We start from the raw sequence: 19,462 nt of genomic DNA, 5'->3' as shown, positions 1-19,462 counted from the left end.
CGAAAATCCACCGTGTAACCAGAGCGAAGACTCCATGCCCTCCTTCAACAAAATCCTGGTCGCCAACCGCGGTGAAATCGCCTGTCGCATCCAGCGCACCGCCCAAGCCCTCGGCTATCGCACCGTCGCCGTCTTCAGTGACGCCGACGCCGACGCACTGCACGTGCGCATGGCCGATGAGGCCGTGAACATAGGCCCGGCCCCGGTGCAACAGTCTTACCTGAGCATTGCGGCGATCATCGACGCCGCGCGCCGCACGGGTGCCGACGCCATTCACCCGGGCTATGGTTTCCTCTCGGAAAACGCCAAATTTGCCCTCGCCTGCCGGGAGGCCGGCCTGACCTTTATTGGCCCGAGCCCCGAAGCCATAGAACTGATGGGCAGCAAACGGCTGTCGAAAATCGCCATGCTTGCCGCAGGAGTGCCCTGTATCGATGGCTATCAGGGCGCTGAACAGGACGACGCGAGCCTCGGTCGTGAAGCCGCGCGCCTGGGTTATCCACTGATGATCAAGGCCAGTGCCGGAGGCGGCGGTCGCGGCATGCGCCTGGTACAGGATGCAAGTGACCTGCTGGCGCAGATTCACACCGCACGTTCCGAAGCGTTGAACGGTTTTGGCAGCGATGAGTTGATCCTGGAACAGGCGCTGATCGATCCTCGGCATGTCGAGGTGCAACTGTTTGGCGACCAGCACGGCAACCTGATTTACCTCGGGGAGCGCGACTGTTCGATTCAACGCCGCCATCAGAAAGTCATCGAGGAAGCGCCCTGCCCGGTGATGACCGAAGCCTTGCGCCAGGCCATGGGAGAAGCGGCGCTCAAGGCCGGCCGCGCGGTGAATTACGTCGGCGCCGGGACCGTGGAGTTCCTGCTGGACCGGAAAGGGCGGTTTTACTTCCTGGAAATGAACACCCGTCTGCAAGTCGAGCACCCGGTGACCGAAATGATCACCGGCCTCGATTTGGTGGCGTGGCAGTTGCTGGTCGCGCAAGGACTGCCGCTGCCGTTGCGCCAGGACCAAGTGCAGCTCACCGGTCATGCCATGGAAGTGCGCTTGTACGCCGAAGACCCAACCCAGGGCTTTTTACCGCAAACCGGACGTGTCGGGGTATGGGAGCCCGTCTTGCAAAGCACTGTGCGGATCGACCACGGCTTGATTGCGGGCCAGAATATCAGCCCGTTCTACGACCCGATGCTCGGCAAAATCATCGCCCACGGCGCCACCCGCGAGGAAGCCCGGCGCAAGCTGGTGCGCGCCGTGCAGGACAGCGTGCTGCTGGGCGTGCAGACCAATCAGGCGCTACTGGCGCGCCTGTTGGAACATCCACAGTTCGTCAGCGGTGAATTCAACACCGGGTTCATCGCGACCCATTTCGCCGATCACGACTGTTTGCGCCCGCGGGTGCCGAGCGCTGCAGAACTGGCGATCGCAGCCGCACTGTTCCATCACCATTCGGCCCGGGTGCATGCCGGGCCGCTGGCCGGCTGGCGCAGCAATGCCAGCGTACCCCTGCTCTATCGCCTGGGCCTGGCGGAGCAGGACTGGGCCGTGGAGTTGAATGGGCTTGCAGGACAACCCTACCGGGTACACATCGCCGGCCAGGCCCTGACCCTGAACGTGATCGAATGCGACGGCTGTTGGGCCATCCTGGACATCGACGGCATTCGCCAGCGCCATGCCTACCGTCTCGAAGCCGACCGCCTGTGGCTGTTCACCCGTCCCGGCAGCCTGTGCCTGGAAGACCGCACGCAAGCGCCGGTCAGCGCGCAGGCCAGTATCAGCTCCGGCACCCTCAAGGCACCGATGGATGGCGCCATCGTCGACGTACTGGTCAGCGAGGGCAGCACCGTGCACAAAGGCCAACTGCTGGTGGTGCTGGAGGCCATGAAAATGGAGCATCCGCTGAAGTCCGGCATCGACGGCGTGCTCAAGCGCCTGCAGGTCAGTGTCGGCGACCAGGTGAAAAATCGGCAGATTTTGCTCGAGGTCGAATAAGCCGCTAGGCGGAACCGCAGGGTTTGGCTACGCTCAAAGCCTATCAGGACGCGGATACCAGGAAACCTGCGATGCCCCATTGGCTGGTCATTGATCTTGAAGCCACCACCGATGAGGGTGGTTGGCCAGTAACGGAAATGGAAATCATCGAAATCGGTGCCACCCTGGTGGATCGCCAAGGTCGCGAGCTCGATCATTTCCAGCGTTTCGTCCGGCCGCTACGCCGTCCCTTGCTGACGCCGTTCTGCCGCGAACTGACGCACATCACCCAGGCCAACATCGACGCCGCGCAGCCCCTGGACGAAGTCTGGGCTGCCTTCGAGCGCTGGCTCGGCCAGCATGAATCACGCCTGGAGGGCTGGGCCAGCTGGGGCGACTACGATCGCCAGCAGCTGGTACAGGAGTGGCAACGCCTGCAACTCGACAGCCTGCTCGGTCGGGTGCCGCACATGAACCTCAAGCAGCGCTTCGCCAAGGTGCGCAGGCTGGAACGCCCGCTGGGCCTCAACGGCGCCCTGCAACTGGCGGGCATGCAGTTCACCGGGCAACAACATCGGGCACTCGAGGACGCACGCAATACAGCGCGCCTGTTGCCGCTGATTCTCCCCGCCTAGAGTGGTGACGGCGCCCAGGGGCTTGTGCATACTGGCCGGCCCTTTTTAGCCCTTTTCGAGGAATCGCCCATGTTTAAAGTCAACGAGTACTTCGACGGCACCGTCAAGTCCATCGCCTTCGGCACTGCAGAAGGTCCCGCGACTATCGGCGTCATGGCACCGGGCGAGTATGAATTCGGCACCAGCCAGCGTGAAATCATGCATGTCGTGAGCGGCGCACTGACCGTCAAGCTGCCAGACAGCACCGACTGGGAAACCTTCGCTGCAGGCAGCCAGTTCAATGTGCCAGCTAACAGCAAGTTCCAGCTGAAAGTGGCTGTCGATACCGCTTACCTGTGCGAATACCGCGGCTAAAACCGCGGGTTTTCATAGCGAAAAAAATGCCCGGGCATCTGACCCGGGCATTTTTATTTCCAGCGCCGTTATTCGAGCACCGTCACTGGCATGCCGACTTCCAGCCGGCCATTGCCGTCGTTCACCAGGTTCTGGCCGAACATCGCGCCGTCAGCCTGGGCCCGGTATTTCTGCAAGGTGGCCAAGGGTTCACGGTCTTCGCTGCGTTGACCGGTCTGTGGATCGATCGTGGTCAGGATGCAGCGCGAACAGGGCTTGACCACCCGGAACTCGACATCACCGATGCGAATGCGCTTCCAGCCGTCCTCGGCAAATGCGTCACTGCCTTCGATGACCAGGTTGGGTCGAAAGCGCTGCATTTCCAGCGGGCGCCCGACCCGTTGCGACAGGTCTTGCAGGGACGCCTGGCCGATCAGCAACAGCGGAAAGCCGTCGGCGAAAGCCACTTGATCATCGTCCTTGCCATAGCCGGACTGGGTCGTACGGGCACGATCGAGGGGGATTTGTACCAGTCGAGTAGGTTTGCCTATGAACTCGCTGACCCAGGCACCCGCCTCGTCTCCGGCATCGGGTACGCGCAGGCTGTCGCTAAAGATGGTCACTCCGCGCAGTTCGGCATCGCCGCCAGGCAGGGATATATCAATGGTCGAATGCCCCGGAGCGCTAAGCGTCAGGCCGCCCTGGGCATTCCACAAGGCGGACAACTGGCTCATCGTTGCCACCGCACGCTGGGTGAGGAAGCGGCCGGTGGCTTCGTCCACCAGCATCCAGCGTCGATCACCGTCCACGCCCAGTCTGTCCAGGCTGACCTGTTGCAGGGCCTCGCCTTTGCCGGATTTCAGGGGGTAACGGTAGAGTGCGCTCAGATGCAGCATGGCCAGGTTCCTGAGGGGAAAACGTCACCCTATACGAGCTTGGGGCCTGAATCAAAGAACGGGTGTCTGGCGTTGATCAAACCGGTACTTCATCCAGCATCAATCGCTGGCGCACCACATCAACCAGCTTGTCCGGCTGGAACTTGGACAGGAAATTGTCACAACCCACCTTCTTCACCATCGACTCGTTGAAACTGCCGGACAACGACGTATGCAGCACCACGTAAAGCCCGCGCAAGCGCGGATCGTTGCGAATTTCGGTGGTCAGGCGGTAGCCGTCCATTTCCGGCATCTCGGCGTCAGTGAATACCATCAGCAACTTGTCGGTCATGTTCTCCCCTGTATCGGCCCAGGCCTTGAGCATCCTCAAGGCCTTGAGACCATCGCTGGCGATATGCATCTTTACGCCCAACTGGCCCAAGGTGTCGCGCAATTGCGCCAAGGCCACGTTTGAGTCATCCACCAGCAACACTTCACGGCCCCTTGCGCGCTCAAGCACCGGGTCCTCGAGTTTCTCGCGAGACACTTTGGCATTGTACGGGACGATTTCCGCCAAGACTTTCTCGACATCGATGATTTCCACCAACTGGTCATCCACCTTGCTGATCGCAGTCAGGTAGTGCTGGCGGCCGGCGCTGGTCGGTGGAGGCAGGATGGCTTCCCAGTTCATGTTCACGATCCGATCTACGCCACTGACCAGGAATGCCTGCACCGAGCGGTTGTATTCGGTGACGATGATCGTGCTGGTCGGCCCCGGAACCAATGGCCGCATGCCGATAGCCTGGGACAAGTCGATCACTGGCAGGGTCTGACCCCGCAAATTGACCACGCCGCAGACGAATGGGTGGCGCTGGGGCATCAGGGTCAGCTTTGGCAACTGCAACACTTCCTGGACCTTGAACACGTTGATCGCAAACAGTTGCCGGCCTGCCAGGCGGAACATGAGGATTTCAAGGCGATTCTCACCCACCAGTTGCGTGCGTTTATCTACCGTGTCGAGAATGCCGGCCATTATGACTCCTGGGCTTGTACGGGTGAGTTCATTAAAACGGTTTATCGGCTGCCAACGGCAGACCTTGACCCCTTGATTAAGATGCCCCGCTCCTGTGCCCGACCGAATACGCGGACGCCATCCGCAACAGCAGGAACGCAGCCGCTCTTGGCCAAAACGGAGGAATGCCTGAGTCACTTGCAACCTGATCAGCAACGACAACGATGCGATCGATTGATCTTGTCGATGCACACCGACCCGGCAACAGGCCCAAATCAGTGACCCACAACCTGACGGCGCGCCAGCTGGAAATCCTGCGCCTGATCGTTCGCGGCAAATCCACCCGGGAAATCGCCAGCGGCCTGGGGCTGAGCATCAAGACCGTGGAAACCCATCGCTCGCAGATCATGAAGCGCTTGCAGATCTACGACGTGGCCGGGCTGGTCCTGTTTGCCGTGCGTGAGCGGATCATCAGTCTGGATGATTAACGATCGTCGAACCGGTCAACAAGGGTGAGTTCGCCGGCAGATGCACTCGAAGGGCTGCCGGACGCGCCGCGAAGCGCAGGTTGTCGCCTTCCAGTGGCTCGCCATCAAGGTTGATGTAGAGCCCTTCCGAAACCTTGATTTCGACCCAGGGCAAGCGGGCGCGCACGAACATGTTGTCCAGACCGAAGCCATCGGCCAGCAGGTTCTTCAGGGTGCCGACCACTTCCTGGGGTGCAGGCAGAATGCTGATATCAAGCAAACCATCGTCAGCCAGTGCTTCGGGGCACAGGACGTGCCCGCCACCGGCCTGTCGACCATTGCCAATGCCCAGTGCCAGGAGCTCGCCGCTCCAGTGGAAATCAGGCCCCTGCAACTCGCCGTAGGCGGCGTGCAACTCGCTGAAACGCGACAATCCGGTAAACAGATAGGCAGCTCCACCGAGCACTTTTTTCAGGTCTTCCGACGTGTTGGCGGTGACCTGGCTACCGAAACCACCCGTGGCCATGTTCAAGAAAACTTGCGAGCCGGCTTCGCCCAGGTCAATGGCACTGGCCGGAGCATCCAGTAGCTCCAATGCGGGCCCAGGTTCCAGCGGTACCCCGGCGGCGCGTGCAAAATCATTCGCGGTGCCCAAGGGCATCAGCACCAGGCTGGCATCTGCCGAGTGATTGGCGATTGCTTCGGCGATATCGCGCAGGGTGCCATCTCCGCCCCCGGCGATAATCTGCACATAACCGGCATCCAGTGCCTCATCGACCAGCCGCTGGGCATCGCCAGCCTCCCAGGTCACCCGTACAGCCAGGTCCCAGCCCTGCTGCCGTTTCTCTTCAACTGCGTTACGCACCGCTTCGTTGAGCGCTTGCTTGCCGTGCAGAATTAACAGCGCTTTGCGTTCGCTCATGGCAGTCACTCCCAGGATTGGATTCCGTATGGCAGATGTTGACCGCGCCCACGGCCAAAAAAGCCGTAAAAAAAACCAAATATTTAAGCGAGGCCAGAGGCGAGTCCTACAGCGGTGACCATGCTGGCCCGGTGACCGGGTGCAACACGCACCCCTTAGTTGCCAGCCACAGGTGTCAGCCCAGGACTTCACTCAGTGGAATGAACCCGACAAGCTCGCCTTCGACCAGCGTGCGATCCTCCCGCACCTCAACCAGTCCCTCGGCCCACGCTGCACTGCGTAACACACCGGAGCTCTGGTTCTTGTAGATGATCGCCCGGCCGTTCTCCAGACGCCCTCGCAGGTACTCTCGACGATTGCCTGCCATCGGCCAGTCGAAACCCGCCGGCACCTGGAACTTCAGGGGTTCTACGTCCTGCACGCCTTGACGGCGCAAGAGATAAGGCCGGGTCAACAACGCAAAGGTCACCAGGGTCGAGGCCGGATTACCTGGCAGACCGATCACCGGCACCCCGCGAAAGTGCCCGAAGGTCAGCGGTTTTCCAGGCTTGATGGCGAGTTTCCATAGCGTCAGCTCACCCTCCTCGCGCAAGGCAATTCCAAGAAAGTCAGCCTCACCCACCGAGACGCCTCCGGTGGAAAGGATCAGGTCAACGTCGTTGAGCTCGCCGAGGCGAGCGCGGGTAGTGGGCAGGTCGTCGGGGAGAATACCGGCGTCGATCACCTCGCAACCCAGGCGCTGCAACCAGCTGCACAGCAGCACCCGGTTGCTGTTGTAGATTTGCCCCGGGCCGAGGGGCTGACCGGGCTCGATCAGTTCATCACCGGTGGAAAGCACCGCAACGCGAACCTTGCGAATGACTTCCAGCTCCGCGCAGCCCAGTGATGCCGCCAGGCCCTGTTCGATCGGGCCCAAGCGAGTCCCGGCCACCAGCACCTGTTCTCCGGCAGTGGTTTCCTGGCCCTGGGGACGGATGTTTTGCCCCACTTTCAGACTTTGGGTGAACGCTACTCGCCCGTCCGGCTGGACCTCGGCGTTTTCCTGCATCTCGACGCAGTCGGCACCCGCCGGCACTGGTGCACCGGTGAAAATTCGCGCACACGTACCGGACTGCAGGGGCTGCGGCGCGTTACCGGCGAAAATCTTCTGGCTAACCACCAGCGCTTCGCCGGTCCAGTCGCCCAAGCGCAACGCATAGCCGTCCATGGCGCTGTTCGGCCAGGGCGGCAAATCCAGGGTTGAGATCAAGTCATCGGCCAGAACGCGGCCCTGCACCTGGGCCAGGGGCAAGCGTTCACGCTGCAGAATAGGCGTGGCGCCAGCCATTTCCAGCAGGCGTGCCAGTGCGGCTTCGACCGGCATCAAAGTGCCGGTCTTGCCGGACTTACCCGCGGGATTCACAGGGAGCCGCCTGTTTCAGGTGAGTCACGAAGTTGCACGGGCGGTGCCGCGAGTCCAACTGTTCGGCGAGGATGCCATCCCACCCGGTACGTACTGCATTGGTCGAACCCGGCAGGCAGCAGACCAGCGTGCCATTGGCCAGGCCGGCCAGCGCACGGGATTGCACAGTGGAAGTGCCGATGTCGGCTACGGAAATTTGCCGAAACAGCTCGCCAAATCCGTCAACCTGCTTGTCCAGCAGGCAGCTCACCGCTTCCGGCGTGCTGTCGCGGCCGGTGAACCCGGTGCCGCCAGTGATCAGTACGACCTGCACGACATCTTCGGCAATCCAGTGGGCGACTTGCGCTCGAATTTTGTACAGATCATCTTTGAGCAGTACCCGCTCGGCCAGGCGATGCCCGGCAGCGCTCAGGCGGTCGACGAAGACCTGGCCAGAAGTGTCGGTTTCCAGGGTACGGGTGTCGCTGACCGTGAGCACCGCAATGTTCAGCGGCGCGAAAGGTACATCAGCCTTGGCTTTCATAGGCTCGTCCAGTTGTAGGAAAAACAGGCCGGTGTTATATCACAGCCCTCACTTTTTTCGCCGCCCCATGAAGGCTCGCCATGACCCTCGAGACCCAACTGCCGCCCTGCTCCATTCTGCTCCTGGCCGGCGGTCGCGGCCAACGCATGGGGGGGCAGGACAAAGGGTTGCTGGACTGGCACGGCGAGCCGCTGATTGCGCATCTGCACCGCAAGACCCGGCCACTGAGCGATGACCTGATTATTTCCTGCAATCGCAATCTGGACAAATACGCACCCTATGCCGACCGCCTGGTGCATGACGATGAAGGGGATTTCCCGGGGCCCCTGGCCGGGATTCGCGCAGGCCTGCAGGCCGCACGGCACCGCTTCATGATGGTCTTGCCGTGTGATGTGCCGCGCATTGATGCCGCGCTGCTGCAGGCCATGCGCGAAACCGCCAGCCGGCATCCCGAAAAACCCTTGATGCTGCGCCATGGCGAGCATTGGGAACCGCTGTTATGCATCATCCCCGCGGAACTCTGCCAGGCATTCGATGAGGCTTGGAGTGAGGGGGAACGCAGTCCCGGCCGGATAATGCGCAAACTGGGTGCGATCGCCCTGCAATGCCCCGAAAACGACCCGCGGCTGGCCAACCTGAATACCCCGGAGCTGTTAAGCAGCCACGGCACTGTGTCAGACTGACACTAGCCAAGGAACTTGCGCGCGTTGTACACGTCTACAAGATCAGTAACCAAAGAATTCATATCGGAGACACACTCATGACTCAACGGACCCTCGCCACTTTCATGCTCGCACTGGGCCTCGCGACCCTTGCCGGTTGCTCTTCGCCTACCGTGATCACCTTGAATGACGGTCGCGAAATCCAGGCTGTTGACGCACCAAAGTATGATGAAGATTCCGGTTTCTACGAGTTCCAGCAACTCGACGGTAAAGAAACCCGCATCAACAAGGATCAGGTTCGTACCGTTAAAGAGCTGTAATCTTTACGGCATAGCCCGATACAGAAAAGCCCGCTTCTGCGGGCTTTTTCATGCCTGCAATACCGTCATCACCAGTCCAGAAACAGCGAGCTTTCAAAACAACGCTCCTGCCCGGTGAGCGGGTCCACGAAACGCAAGCCCTGGGCCAGCAGCTTCAAGGGATTGGCATAGTCATCGACGACGTCCTTGAGCACCTGGGGATAGAACGGATCATTACAGATGCCCGCGCCCAGGGCGGCCATGTGCACGCGCAGCTGATGTTTCTTGCCCGTGACCGGGTACAGCGCATAACGCCAGAGGTCGCCATTCTTTTCCCTAACGTCCACGGCTGTCTCGGTATTGGTCGCGCCGGGACCTTCCTGCATGCGGAAAAAAGGTTCGCCCTCCACCAGCCGACTTTTGTGCACCAGCGGGAAACACAGCCCGGGCAACGCAGGAGCAATAGCTTCGTAGCGTTTTTCGATCTGCCGGGTCGGGAACAGGGACTGGTAGGCCGAGCGGCTGTCAGGATGGGCTGAAAACAGCACGAGGCCCGCTGTGTGGCGATCAATGCGATGCAGGGGCACCAGATGCGGATTATCCAGGCGATGGATCAACCTGCGTAGCAGGGTTTGCTCGACGTATTCACCGGCAGGCGTTACTGGCAGGAAGTGCGGCTTGTCCGCCACCACCAGATGCTCATCTGCGTACAGGATCGACTCGACCACCGGAATCGGTTTTTCATCCGCGACTTCCCGAAAATAATAAATGCGCAGACCTTCCTTGTACGGCAAGTCGAGGGGGATAGGTTGCCCAAAGCCATCCAGGACACGACCGCGGGCGATGCGGTCGAGCCATTGCTCGCGGCCGATGGCACTGAAGTGCTCGCACAGGCAGTCGAGCACGGTCTGCCACGCACCCGGGGGCAGATACAGAGTACTGGCTTGAGTGCGCGCAGCACAAAACGATGAAGTGGACATAAGAACGCTCTGACCCCTAATGCAGGTCAGCATTATCCTGCAGCGGCCAGAACGATCCTAGAAGAGATTACTCACGCCGGTATCCGGTCGCGGGCGGCGGCCTCGGTGAACTCCTTGAGCCAGCGCAACACGTCGACCGCCTCCCAGCGGCCAGGGTCATACAATGCGTACAGCAAGCCCTGGTAACCGACCACATCCAGCTGCCGGTGATACCCTGCACGCTGGAACAAGGCTTCGATTTCGGCGAAACAGGTGTTGAAATGCAGTTTGTTGAAGGGGGTCTTCCCTTCGGTCACCAGGCCGTCCAGGCGCAGTTCGAGAACGGCCTCTCGCACCACGTCCGCCGACATGCGGTTCACGCTGTTCTTCAACTGTTCGACATTGACCATGACTCATCCTCTGACTCGCAGGATCGCCCGCAAGACAGGCCATCCGAATAACTGTATACACATACAGTAACCGAATCAGCGAGCTTTCGCCAACGGATCAATCGGGCAGAGCGATAAGTGGAGCGCTGTTCAACGCAAAAAAGCCACTACCTGCTCGGCATCGAATGGCCAGTCCAGCTCCGCTCCAGTATCCACGCGGCGCAGCACCGGGATTCGCAAGCCGTAGTCCTCGACCCAGTCCTCGTTCTCGGCAATGTCGATCAGCTCGACCAGCAAACCGTGTTCGACCAGGGGCATCAACTCTTCTTCGGCAAGTTCACACAGATGGCAACCAAGGGTGCCGAACAGCTGGCATTCAGGAGGCATGGCGAGGGGCCCAGGCAAAGTAGGGGTTCATTCTAGGCCCACGATTCAAGTCAGTCGAGACGAAGCCTGCAGCCCCTGGGCAATGGCGGTTCGAGGTACCTGGCAATCCCCTGACTCAAATCATTCCCGGCAAATGCCATATGAGTGATGCTCGGTATTTTTTTGCCTCTACGCTTCATTAGCCAACTTCAAATTCGGAGAGTCCGTGTTCGCCAATCTGCTGATCATCCTCGCCTCCTCACTGGTGGTGATTGCGCTGTTCCAGCGACTGCGCCTGCCGCCGGTCCTGGGCTACCTGTGCGTAGGGCTGATGATCGGACCCACTGCGTTCAATTGGGTCAATGAAAGCGAAGAGCTGCCCGATCTCGCCGAGCTGGGCGTGGTGTTCCTGCTATTTTCCCTGGGGCTGGAATTTTCCCTGTCGAAAATGCTGGCACTGCGACAGGTGGTGTTCGGCCTTGGCAGCCTGCAAGTGCTGATATGTGCGGTATTGCTGGGAAGCCTGCTGATGCTGTTCGGCATGCCGGGTATACCTGCGCTGTTACTGGGTGCGGGGCTGGCCCTGTCATCCACCGCCATCGTCAGCAAGGAGCTTGGCAGCCTTGGTGAAATATTCAGCAGCCACGGCCAGAACGCCATCGCCGTGCTGTTGTTCCAGGACGTGGTCGCCGTTCTGTTGCTGACACTGGTGCCCGTGTTTGCAGGCAGTAGCGAGCAACCCTGGTACTGGGCGCTGCCCATGACGCTGGGCAAAACCCTGGTGTTGTTTGTCGGCTTGCTGATGGCCAGCCGCTGGCTGTTGCCGCGGTTATTCCATGAGGTGGCGGCGGCTCGCTCCGCAGAGCTGTTTGTGCTGCTGGCGCTGGTGATTGTCCTGCTCACCGCGTGGCTGACCCACCTGCTAGGCCTGTCGCCTGCACTGGGGGCGTTTCTCGCCGGCATGTTGCTGGGGGAAAGCCACTACCGCCATCAGATCGAGGCTGACATCCGCCCCTTCCGCGACATCCTCCTGGGATTGTTTTTTGTCAGCATCGGCATGTTGATCGACTTGCAGCTATTTGCCAGCCATGGCCTGCTGATCCTGGGGTTGACGCTGGCGTTGCTGCTGATCAAGGGCAGCGTTGTCGCGCTGCTGGTCAAATGGCGTGGCAGTGACACCGAAACCGCCTGGCGCAGCGGCCTCGCGCTGGCCCAGGGCGGGGAGTTCTGCTTTGCGCTGATGGCGCAAATGCAAACGAGCAAAATGCTTGCGGGCGACTTCGCCGCACTGCTGCTTGCCGCCACTTTTTGCTCGATGCTGGTGGCGCCCTTGCTCCTGCGCGCAGCGCCGCGTATAGCAGCGCGCTTGCATCGCAAACCTAACGAAGAAGCGCAGCTGGAACAAATCAGCGCACTCAATGCTGGCCTGGACGGTCACGTAGTCATCTGCGGATACGGCCGGGTTGGCCAGTCCATCGGCCGCTTCCTGCGCCATGAACATCAAGCCTACATTGCGCTGGACAACGACCCGGTGCGAGTACAGGAGGCCGCTGTCAGCGAACGTTGCGTGCACTACGGCGACTCCCGCCGCGGCGAACTGCTGCTCGCAGTGGGACTGGACCGCGCCCGGCTGCTGGTGATTGCCGTGGACCGGGCCGACATTGCCATGCTCATCCTCAAGCAGGCGCGCGTGCTCAACTCGAGCGTGCCGATCCTGGTGCGCACTCGCGATGACAGCCAGCTCGCCGAATTGAATGCAGCAGGGGCCAGCGAGGTCGTCCCGGAACTGCTGGAATCGAGCCTGATGCTCGCCTCCCACGCGCTGATCATGCTCGGCCTGCCCGCACAACAGGTTAAGGACCGGGTAGACCAGGTTCGCAGCGATCGCTATCGCCTGTTGCACGACTTCTATCCAGGTTCGGACGACGATGAACGTTGAATCAATCCTGGCTGACCGCGCCGATCTTGTGGATCGCCAGGTCCGCACCGTGATACTCATCTTCCTGGCTCAAGCGCAGGCCATGCAGCGCCTTAATGCCGCCATAGATCGCCAGGCCGCCGAGCAGTGCCACGATTATGCCCAGCGCCGTACCGATCAACTGGCTGATCAGGCTGACGCCGCCCAGGCCGCCCAGTGCGACTTGGCCGAATATCCCGCAGGCGATCCCACCCCAAACCCCGCACAGGCCATGCAGCGGCCACACTCCCAGCACATCGTCGATGCGCCATTTGACTTGCGCGGCAGTAAAACACCAGACAAACAGCGCCCCGGCAATCGCACCGGTAACGAGAGCGCCCACCGGGTGCATCAAATCGGAACCGGCGCAGATCGCAACCAGACCGGCCAACGGCCCGTTATGCAGAAAGCCGGGGTCGTTGCGCCCGACGATCAGTGCCGCCACAGTACCGCCCACCATGGCCATCAGCGAGTTCACTGCCACCAGTCCGCTGACGTCACCCAGGGTCTGCGCGCTCATGACGTTGAACCCGAACCAACCAACGATCAGAATCCACGACCCCAACGCCAGGAACGGAATGCTCGACGGCGCGAACGCAACCAGACGGCCGTCGCGATATCGGCCCTGCCGTGGTCCCAACAGCAACACGGCCGCCAGCGCCAGCCAGCCGCCCATGGCATGGACTACCACCGACCCGGCAAAGTCATGGAAGCTGGCGCCAAAACGCGCCAGCAGCCAGGCTTGCAGGCCGTAGTTGCCATTCCACATCATGCCTTCGAAAAACGGGTAGATGAACGCCACGATCAAAGCTGTCGCGCACAGCTGTGGTACAAACCTTGCGCGCTCGGCGATGCCCCCGGAGATGATGGCCGGGATTGCAGCAGCGAAGGTCAGCAGGAAAAAAAACTTCACCAGTCCATAACCATGATCGGCGTTCAATATCGCCGCCGGTTGCATGAAGGTGACCCCATACGAGATCCAGTAGCCTATAAAGAAATAGGCAAGGGTCGAAATGGCGAAGTCACTGAGGATTTTCGACAGCGCGTTGACCTGATTTTTCTGGCGAACCGTGCCGACCTCGAGAAAGGCGAAACCGGCATGCATGGCCAACACCATGACGGCGCCGATCAGAATGAACAACGTATTGGAGCTGTGAACCAGAGTGTTCACAGCGCTTTGCAGATTTTCCATGGGATCGGCAGACCTTAAGGCTAAAAAAGCACCAAAGCAGTTCGCGCAGAAGATTTATGCACCAAGTTGCGCCTCGGCAGGGTTCTCAAGTGAAGCCTGGGGAGCCGTTTTGGTGCGCAAGGTCATGACCTATGCGCGGGTTTCAATTATTTGAGTTATGGTTTTGCTCAAACCGTGCCCAGCAACAGCGCAACGGCGCGGGCTGGCGCACCATGGCAAAGCAAAAGCTGTACCAGTCATTTGGACTGAACCTTCGCTTACCGCTCATACTCGAACGCAACAGACGCCACTTACGGAGATCACCAATGGCCAGCATCAAGGCAAAGACTGCTCAAGAAATACTGATGAATGATTTTCAAACATTGGTCAGCGACACTGAACGGTTGCTGGAACACACCAAAACCATCGCTGGTGATCAGGCTGATGAATTGCGCGACCAGATTCACGACAGCCTCCTGCGCGCCAGGGAAACCCTCAAACTGACCGAAGACTCCCTGCGCGAGCGCGGTCAGGCTGCGGTCACTGCGACCGAAGATTACGTCCAGGCCAACCCGTGGCAATCGGTCGGGATTGCCGCCGGCGTGGGTTTCCTGATTGGCCTTCTGGCCACCCGGCGCTGATATGGCGATCGGCGAATCCAGCTCGTCCGCGACGGGCCCAAGCTCCTCACCGCGGCGCTTGGGTGCCGCTTTTCTCGGGTTGCTGCACAGCCATGTCGAGCTCTTCGGCATCGAGTTGCAGGAACAGAAAGCCCGCACCGTAAGCCTGTTGTTGTTTGCGGGCCTGGCGCTGGTGTTTGCCCTGCTGTTACTGGTGGGCCTGTCGACCCTGGTCATGATCCTGTTCTGGGATACCTACCGCCTGGCAGCCATCATCGGCCTCTGTGTGTTCTACACGCTGGCAGCAATCTTCTGCGCGGTGCGCCTGAAGGCAGCGATTTTCGATGAATCCTCGCCATTCCACGGTACGCTGGAAGAACTGGCCAATGACCGGGAGCGCCTGTTGCCATGAGTCTGCCCGAACTGCCACACAACACCTCACGCACTGAAATGCGCAAGGCGCTGATCCGCCTGCGCATGGAAATGCATCGCCAGGAAATTCGCCACGAATCCGCGCAATTGCTGCAGCCTTTGCACCGAGTGCGCGGGATGACACAAAGCATTCAAGGCGGGTTTGGCATCAAGCATGCGCCGCTCTGGGGCGTCGCCGCAGTGACACTGCTGGGCTTCCTGACGGGCAAAGGCGCCAAGAGCGGCGGCGCCGGTGGCGTTACCCGGCTGATTCGCCTGACTACGACCCTGGGCCCGTTGATCAAACTGGTCATGCAGGGCTCATCGCGCAAACACTAAGCAAGCTGGCTGTATTCTTGCAACATCATGCGGGGTTGGATCTCTTGGACAAGAGGTTCAACCCCGCGTGCCTACTGCTGCGTGCCTGACAGGTACCCGGATAATCCCAGAACAAGAATTTAGCAAGGAGGCCTCGTGATCGACGGGCAACCGCTCGCCTGTTTCCAACCGTTCATTGATACCGCCACCGGTCGCATCGCAGGCGTCGAGGCCTTGGGAAGACTGCGTCAGGCGGACGGCCAGTTGACGTCGGTCGGCCCATTGTTTGCCGATCCCAGAATCCCTGCAGCCGCCTTGCGTCGCCTTGACCGGCAGATCCGCGACCACGCCTTGAGCCGCCTGCATGCAGCCCCCGCAGACTGGTTCCTGAGCCTGAACATGTCACCACGATGGGTCAATCGCCTGCGTCCAGAGCAGGACCTGCCAAGCCTCAAGCAGATGACCAGGCATGACGTCGACCCGCAACGCATCGTCTACGAAATCACCGAGCTCGGTGGCGACATCCAGCGCCTGGCCGATGTGGTCGCGCGATATCGCCGGGCAGGCGCCAGGATTGCCATTGATGATTTTGGTGCCGGGTATTCCCAGCTCGATCGGGTACTGGCCCTGCAACCGGATATTCTCAAACTCGACATGCGCCTGTTTCAGGCTGCAGCGTTGGGCGGGCCGAGTTGCGATGTGGTCAAGGCCCTGGCGCAAATGGCCGAAAAGACCGGTTGCTGGATCATCGCCGAAGGGGTGGAAACCGATGCCCAGCTCAATTTTGCCCTGGAGTGCGGTTCGCGCTACGTCCAGGGCTTTCTGTTCGCCCGGGCCGAGGAAGACTTCTTCCACACCGATGCGTTCGTCGACCATTTCGCCCAGTTGCGCCACCGCTACGTCCAGCAAAAACTGCTTGAGCGTGGCCGCCTAATGGTCATGCGCCAGCAGCTGAGCGAGCTGATGGGCATTCTGCAGGACTGGGCCCAGGCTAGCGCACCGCTCAGCGCTCTGCCCCGGCTCGATGCCTTCCCCTGGTTGCTGCGGTTTTACCAATGTGATCGACACGGCACACAACTGACGCCGAACCTGGAATGGAGCCAGAATGGCTGGAAAGCCGACAATCGCTATCTGGGCCACAACTGGTCATGGCGCCCATACTTCTATCACCTGCTGGCCGAAGGCTGGGACGAGCGCCGCCTGACGCTCTCCAATACTTACCGAGATGCCACCACCAACCAGTATTGCCTGACCGCCGGACAGTTTTTCGCCCATGGAGAAAGACTGTTACTCATCGACATCGACGCCGCCGGGCTTTAGTTCCGCTTGCACGTCCCGACCTGAACCCGGAAGCTTAGGCCATCAGTCACCTGACGGAGAGAATCAGCCTTGGATTGGCAAACCCTGCTCACTCGCGAACGCCTCGGAAAGCCCCTGCACAGTCCGGAAGAGCTCGGACGCAGCCCCTTTCACAAGGACCACGACCGCATCATCTTCTCCGGAGCGTTCCGTCGCCTGGGGCGCAAGACCCAGGTTCACCCGGTCACCAGCAACGACCACATCCACACTCGCCTGACGCACTCGCTGGAAGTCAGTTGCGTCGGGCGGTCCCTGGGCATGCGCGTTGGCGAGACCATCCGCAACGCCCTGCCCGACTGGTGTGAACCCAGCGACCTGGGCATGGTGGTGCAATCGGCTTGCCTGGCGCACGATATTGGCAATCCGCCGTTCGGCCATTCCGGCGAAGACGCCATCCGCCATTGGTTTCAGCAGGCCGCCGGGCGCGGCTGGCTGGATGCGATGAGCGAGGTCGAGCGCAATGATTTTCTCAATTTCGAAGGCAACGCCCAAGGCTTCCGGGTGCTGACGCAACTTGAATACCACCAGTTCGATGGCGGCACCCGTTTGACCTACGCCACTCTGGGGACTTACCTCAAGTACCCATGGACGGCAAAACATGCCGACTCCCTGGGCTACAAGAAGCACAAGTTCGGGTGCTACCAGAGCGAGCTGCCGTTACTGGAACAGATCGCCCACAAACTCGGCCTGCCGCAGCTTGAAGATCAGCGCTGGGCGCGCCATCCGCTGGTCTACCTGATGGAGGCTGCCGATGACATCTGCTACGCGCTGATCGATCTGGAAGACGGCCTGGAAATGGAGCTGCTCGAGTACGCGGAAGTCGAGGCGCTGTTGCTGGACCTGGTGGGTGACGATCTGCCTGAAACCTACCGCCAGCTAGGCCCGGCGGATTCGCGGCGGCGCAAATTGGCGATCCTGCGCGGCAAAGCCATCGAACACCTGACCAACGCCGCCGCGCGGGCGTTTGTCGAGCAACAGGACGCACTTCTGGCCGGCATGCTGCCCGGCGATCTGGTGGAGCACATGCACGGTCCGGCAAAACGCTGCGTGCTGAATGCCAAGGACATGGCGCGTAAAAAGATCTTCCAGGACAAACGCAAGACCCTGCATGAGATCGGGGCCTACACGACCCTGGAGATCCTGCTGAATGCCTTCTGCGGTGCGGCGCTGGAACAGCACGACGGTCGAACGCCGTCCTTCAAGAGCCGGCGCATCCTGGATTTGCTTGGCAACAATGCACCCGACCCTCGCGGCCCGTTGCATACGTCATTCTTGCGCATGATCGACTTCATCGCCGGCATGACCGACAGCTACGCCAGCGAAATGGCCCTTGAAATGACCGGTCGTTCCAGTCACTGACCGACACCTGCTGATCGCCCATTACGCCCTGCGTGTGGCCGATCAGCCCTCAGTAGCCCTGAAACACTCAAGGCCTGACGAATCGTCCTACAGCGCATGTCGCGCCGGCTGATCGATTGCTCCCATCTGTTGCGAAATAATCACCCTCCGTCAGCTCGACGGCTCAGTGTGAGTATCCCGATGAAAGAAGCAGACTTGCGCATCCTGTTGGTTGAAGATCACGGCTTCCAACTTCGAGCAACTCAAATCCTGCTCCAAAGTTACGGTTTCGAACACATCACCACGGCCGGCAGTGCCGAGGTCGCCCTGCAAAGGATGCGCTCGACGCCTATACCCTACGACGTCCTGTTGTGTGATCAATGTTTGCCCGACTTGCGCGGCTTGCAACTGATCGAAGCGGCAACGCACATGGGAATGATCAAGCGCGCGATACTGCTCAGTAGCCTGACATCAGTGGAACTGGACGAACTTGCACAGTCGGCGATCAGACTGGGATTACCGCTATCAGGTTTTCTGATAAAGCCTCTGAAACATCTGGAACTTATAACACTGTTGACTTCAGCCAAGTAATTAACGCCAAAATCTCGCAGACTTAAACTCAGTAAAAATCGCTCTGGAGCTTTTTTTAAAACTTATCGTCGCCCGCTAGAAACCTTGCAACTTTTAACTATCCAAGAAAATCACTAGTTGGAACGTAGTACTTTTCCTGCTCTGCTGTAGGAATCATCTGATATTAAGGATAGAGGTAGACCTGTTCATGCGATAGCGGAACCTTCTGAGCTAAGGTGCGCGCTTTATCTACATTCGCATGGGATTTGATTATGAACTCCGTTTTTATCGTCGACGACCACCCAGTTATCCGCCTTGCCGTAAGAATGTTACTGGAGCATGAAAAATTCAAAGTCGTCGGTGAAACGGATAACGGCGTAGACGCGATGCAGATGATTCGCGAATGCATGCCTGACCTGGTGATTCTCGACATCAGCATTCCCAAACTTGACGGGCTGGAAATTCTCACCCGACTCAATGCCATGAATACCCGCATCAAGACTTTGGTATTGACGGCGCAATGCCCGACACTGTTTGGCATACGATGCATGCAGTCGGGCGCCTCCGGATATGTGTGCAAGCAGGAAGGCTTGAGTGAACTGGTGAGCGCAATCAACGCTGTATTATCAGGATACAACTACTTTCCAAGTGCGGCGCTCAATCCCATTCGTGGCGACCACATTCGCCACGCCGAGATCGAACTGTTCAAATCAGTCAATGATCGAGAACTGATGGTGCTACAACTTTTTTCCCAGGGCCGCAGTAACAAGGAAATTGCCAAGGCCATGCTCCTGAGCAACAAGACCGTCAGCACTTATAAAAAAAGACTCATGCAAAAGCTGAAGGCCAGATCGCTGGTCGAACTCATTGAACTGGCAAAACGCAACGCACTCGTGTGA

At 59.8% G+C, this 19,462-nt stretch carries 22 protein-coding genes and 1 pseudogene; 14 read left to right on the top strand and 9 right to left on the bottom strand.

Annotated features, from left to right (window positions below):
• Window positions 1–34 precede the first annotated feature (34 nt).
• The 3 genes from AAEZ05_RS07755 (at window position 35) to ppnP (ending at window position 2,964) form a co-directional block, all read left to right on the top strand.
• The gene (locus AAEZ05_RS07755) at window positions 35–1,996 is read left to right on the top strand and encodes an acetyl/propionyl/methylcrotonyl-CoA carboxylase subunit alpha (protein WP_350646886.1); all 1,962 of its coding nucleotides are present in this window, start codon (window positions 35–37) and stop codon (window positions 1,994–1,996) included.
• A gap of 71 nt (window positions 1,997–2,067) precedes the next feature.
• Window positions 2,068–2,610, top strand: a complete 543-nt coding sequence (locus AAEZ05_RS07750) for a 3'-5' exonuclease (RefSeq protein ID WP_045058111.1) — start codon at window positions 2,068–2,070, stop codon at window positions 2,608–2,610.
• A gap of 69 nt (window positions 2,611–2,679) precedes the next feature.
• Window positions 2,680–2,964 carry a pyrimidine/purine nucleoside phosphorylase gene (gene ppnP / locus AAEZ05_RS07745; protein WP_045058110.1) on the top strand — a complete coding sequence of 95 codons (285 nt, stop codon included), beginning with the start codon at window positions 2,680–2,682 and terminating at the stop codon, window positions 2,962–2,964.
• Between the two features lie 68 nt (window positions 2,965–3,032).
• Here the strand turns inward: ppnP and AAEZ05_RS07740 are convergent, their stop codons facing one another.
• Window positions 3,033–3,839 carry an MOSC domain-containing protein gene (locus AAEZ05_RS07740; protein WP_205892156.1) on the bottom strand — a complete coding sequence of 269 codons (807 nt, stop codon included), beginning with the start codon at window positions 3,837–3,839 and terminating at the stop codon, window positions 3,033–3,035.
• 76 nt (window positions 3,840–3,915) lie between these two features.
• Window positions 3,916–4,851 carry a chemotaxis protein CheV gene (locus tag AAEZ05_RS07735; protein ID WP_205892155.1) on the bottom strand — a complete coding sequence of 312 codons (936 nt, stop codon included), beginning with the start codon at window positions 4,849–4,851 and terminating at the stop codon, window positions 3,916–3,918.
• A gap of 260 nt (window positions 4,852–5,111) precedes the next feature.
• Between AAEZ05_RS07735 and AAEZ05_RS07730 the strand changes: the two are divergent.
• Window positions 5,112–5,318: pseudogene (locus AAEZ05_RS07730) on the top strand (response regulator transcription factor); the annotation flags it as partial.
• Here AAEZ05_RS07730 and yegS read toward each other — a convergent pair.
• The 3 genes from yegS to moaB form a co-directional block, all read right to left on the bottom strand.
• Window positions 5,302–6,219, bottom strand: coding sequence for a lipid kinase YegS (yegS, locus tag AAEZ05_RS07725; RefSeq protein ID WP_045058107.1), 918 nt, complete (start codon window positions 6,217–6,219; stop codon window positions 5,302–5,304). The pseudogene AAEZ05_RS07730 and the gene yegS overlap by 17 nt on opposite strands.
• A gap of 175 nt (window positions 6,220–6,394) precedes the next feature.
• On the bottom strand, window positions 6,395–7,582 hold the full coding sequence (locus tag AAEZ05_RS07720) for a molybdopterin molybdotransferase MoeA (RefSeq protein WP_177328529.1): 1,188 nt from the start codon (window positions 7,580–7,582) through the stop codon (window positions 6,395–6,397).
• A 22-nt stretch (window positions 7,583–7,604) separates the two neighbouring features.
• On the bottom strand, window positions 7,605–8,144 hold the full coding sequence (moaB, locus tag AAEZ05_RS07715; protein WP_045058105.1) for a molybdenum cofactor biosynthesis protein B: 540 nt from the start codon (window positions 8,142–8,144) through the stop codon (window positions 7,605–7,607).
• Window positions 8,145–8,224: 80 nt separating this feature from the next.
• Between moaB and mobA the strand changes: the two genes are divergently transcribed.
• Together mobA and AAEZ05_RS07705 are read left to right on the top strand one after the other, a co-directional pair.
• Window positions 8,225–8,827: a molybdenum cofactor guanylyltransferase MobA gene (gene mobA, locus AAEZ05_RS07710; protein ID WP_045058104.1), complete on the top strand. Its 603-nt coding sequence runs from the start codon at window positions 8,225–8,227 to the stop codon at window positions 8,825–8,827.
• A 77-nt stretch (window positions 8,828–8,904) separates the two neighbouring features.
• Window positions 8,905–9,126, top strand: coding sequence for a YgdI/YgdR family lipoprotein (locus AAEZ05_RS07705; protein ID WP_045058103.1), 222 nt, complete (start codon window positions 8,905–8,907; stop codon window positions 9,124–9,126).
• Between the two features lie 68 nt (window positions 9,127–9,194).
• On the opposite strand, the gene AAEZ05_RS07700 is transcribed toward AAEZ05_RS07705, so the two are convergent.
• The 3 genes from AAEZ05_RS07700 to AAEZ05_RS07690 form a co-directional block, all read right to left on the bottom strand.
• A complete protein-coding gene (locus AAEZ05_RS07700; RefSeq protein ID WP_350646885.1) occupies window positions 9,195–10,085 on the bottom strand; it encodes a pseudouridine synthase in 891 nt (296 codons plus the stop codon).
• A 71-nt stretch (window positions 10,086–10,156) separates the two neighbouring features.
• Window positions 10,157–10,474, bottom strand: coding sequence for a transcriptional regulator (locus AAEZ05_RS07695; RefSeq protein WP_122841352.1), 318 nt, complete (start codon window positions 10,472–10,474; stop codon window positions 10,157–10,159).
• A gap of 129 nt (window positions 10,475–10,603) precedes the next feature.
• On the bottom strand, window positions 10,604–10,840 hold the full coding sequence (locus AAEZ05_RS07690) for a glutaredoxin family protein (protein WP_045058100.1): 237 nt from the start codon (window positions 10,838–10,840) through the stop codon (window positions 10,604–10,606).
• Between the two features lie 205 nt (window positions 10,841–11,045).
• Between AAEZ05_RS07690 and AAEZ05_RS07685 the strand changes: the two genes are divergently transcribed.
• Complete coding sequence (locus tag AAEZ05_RS07685) at window positions 11,046–12,758, top strand: cation:proton antiporter (RefSeq protein WP_045058099.1); 1,713 nt, start codon at window positions 11,046–11,048, stop codon at window positions 12,756–12,758.
• A 1-nt stretch (window position 12,759) separates the two neighbouring features.
• Here the strand turns inward: AAEZ05_RS07685 and AAEZ05_RS07680 are convergent, their stop codons facing one another.
• Complete coding sequence (locus tag AAEZ05_RS07680; protein WP_045058098.1) at window positions 12,760–13,968, bottom strand: ammonium transporter; 1,209 nt, start codon at window positions 13,966–13,968, stop codon at window positions 12,760–12,762.
• A gap of 305 nt (window positions 13,969–14,273) precedes the next feature.
• Here AAEZ05_RS07680 and AAEZ05_RS07675 point away from each other — a divergent pair, with 305 nt between their 5' ends.
• The 7 genes from AAEZ05_RS07675 to AAEZ05_RS07645 all read left to right on the top strand — a co-directional run bounded on the left by AAEZ05_RS07675 (window position 14,274) and on the right by AAEZ05_RS07645 (window position 19,462).
• On the top strand, window positions 14,274–14,588 hold the full coding sequence (locus AAEZ05_RS07675; RefSeq protein ID WP_045058097.1) for an ElaB/YgaM/YqjD family protein: 315 nt from the start codon (window positions 14,274–14,276) through the stop codon (window positions 14,586–14,588).
• Window position 14,589: 1 nt separating this feature from the next.
• Window positions 14,590–14,979 carry a phage holin family protein gene (locus AAEZ05_RS07670; protein ID WP_045058096.1) on the top strand — a complete coding sequence of 130 codons (390 nt, stop codon included), beginning with the start codon at window positions 14,590–14,592 and terminating at the stop codon, window positions 14,977–14,979.
• Window positions 14,976–15,317, top strand: coding sequence for a hypothetical protein (locus tag AAEZ05_RS07665; RefSeq protein ID WP_045058095.1), 342 nt, complete (start codon window positions 14,976–14,978; stop codon window positions 15,315–15,317). The genes AAEZ05_RS07670 and AAEZ05_RS07665 overlap by 4 nt, the downstream gene beginning before the upstream one ends.
• A gap of 135 nt (window positions 15,318–15,452) precedes the next feature.
• Complete coding sequence (locus AAEZ05_RS07660) at window positions 15,453–16,616, top strand: EAL domain-containing protein (RefSeq protein WP_045058094.1); 1,164 nt, start codon at window positions 15,453–15,455, stop codon at window positions 16,614–16,616.
• 69 nt (window positions 16,617–16,685) lie between these two features.
• A complete protein-coding gene (locus tag AAEZ05_RS07655; RefSeq protein WP_045058093.1) occupies window positions 16,686–18,014 on the top strand; it encodes a deoxyguanosinetriphosphate triphosphohydrolase in 1,329 nt (442 codons plus the stop codon).
• 180 nt (window positions 18,015–18,194) lie between these two features.
• Window positions 18,195–18,584, top strand: a complete 390-nt coding sequence (locus AAEZ05_RS07650) for a response regulator (RefSeq protein ID WP_045058092.1) — start codon at window positions 18,195–18,197, stop codon at window positions 18,582–18,584.
• A gap of 251 nt (window positions 18,585–18,835) precedes the next feature.
• Complete coding sequence (locus AAEZ05_RS07645; protein ID WP_045058091.1) at window positions 18,836–19,462, top strand: response regulator transcription factor; 627 nt, start codon at window positions 18,836–18,838, stop codon at window positions 19,460–19,462.

The organism is Pseudomonas sp. HY13-MNA-CIBAN-0226, assembly GCF_040310305.1.
GTDB lineage: Bacteria > Pseudomonadota > Gammaproteobacteria > Pseudomonadales > Pseudomonadaceae > Aquipseudomonas > Aquipseudomonas gregormendelii.
Note: the sequence above shows the minus strand (reverse complement) of the source record. Positions and strands in the feature narration are given on the sequence as shown.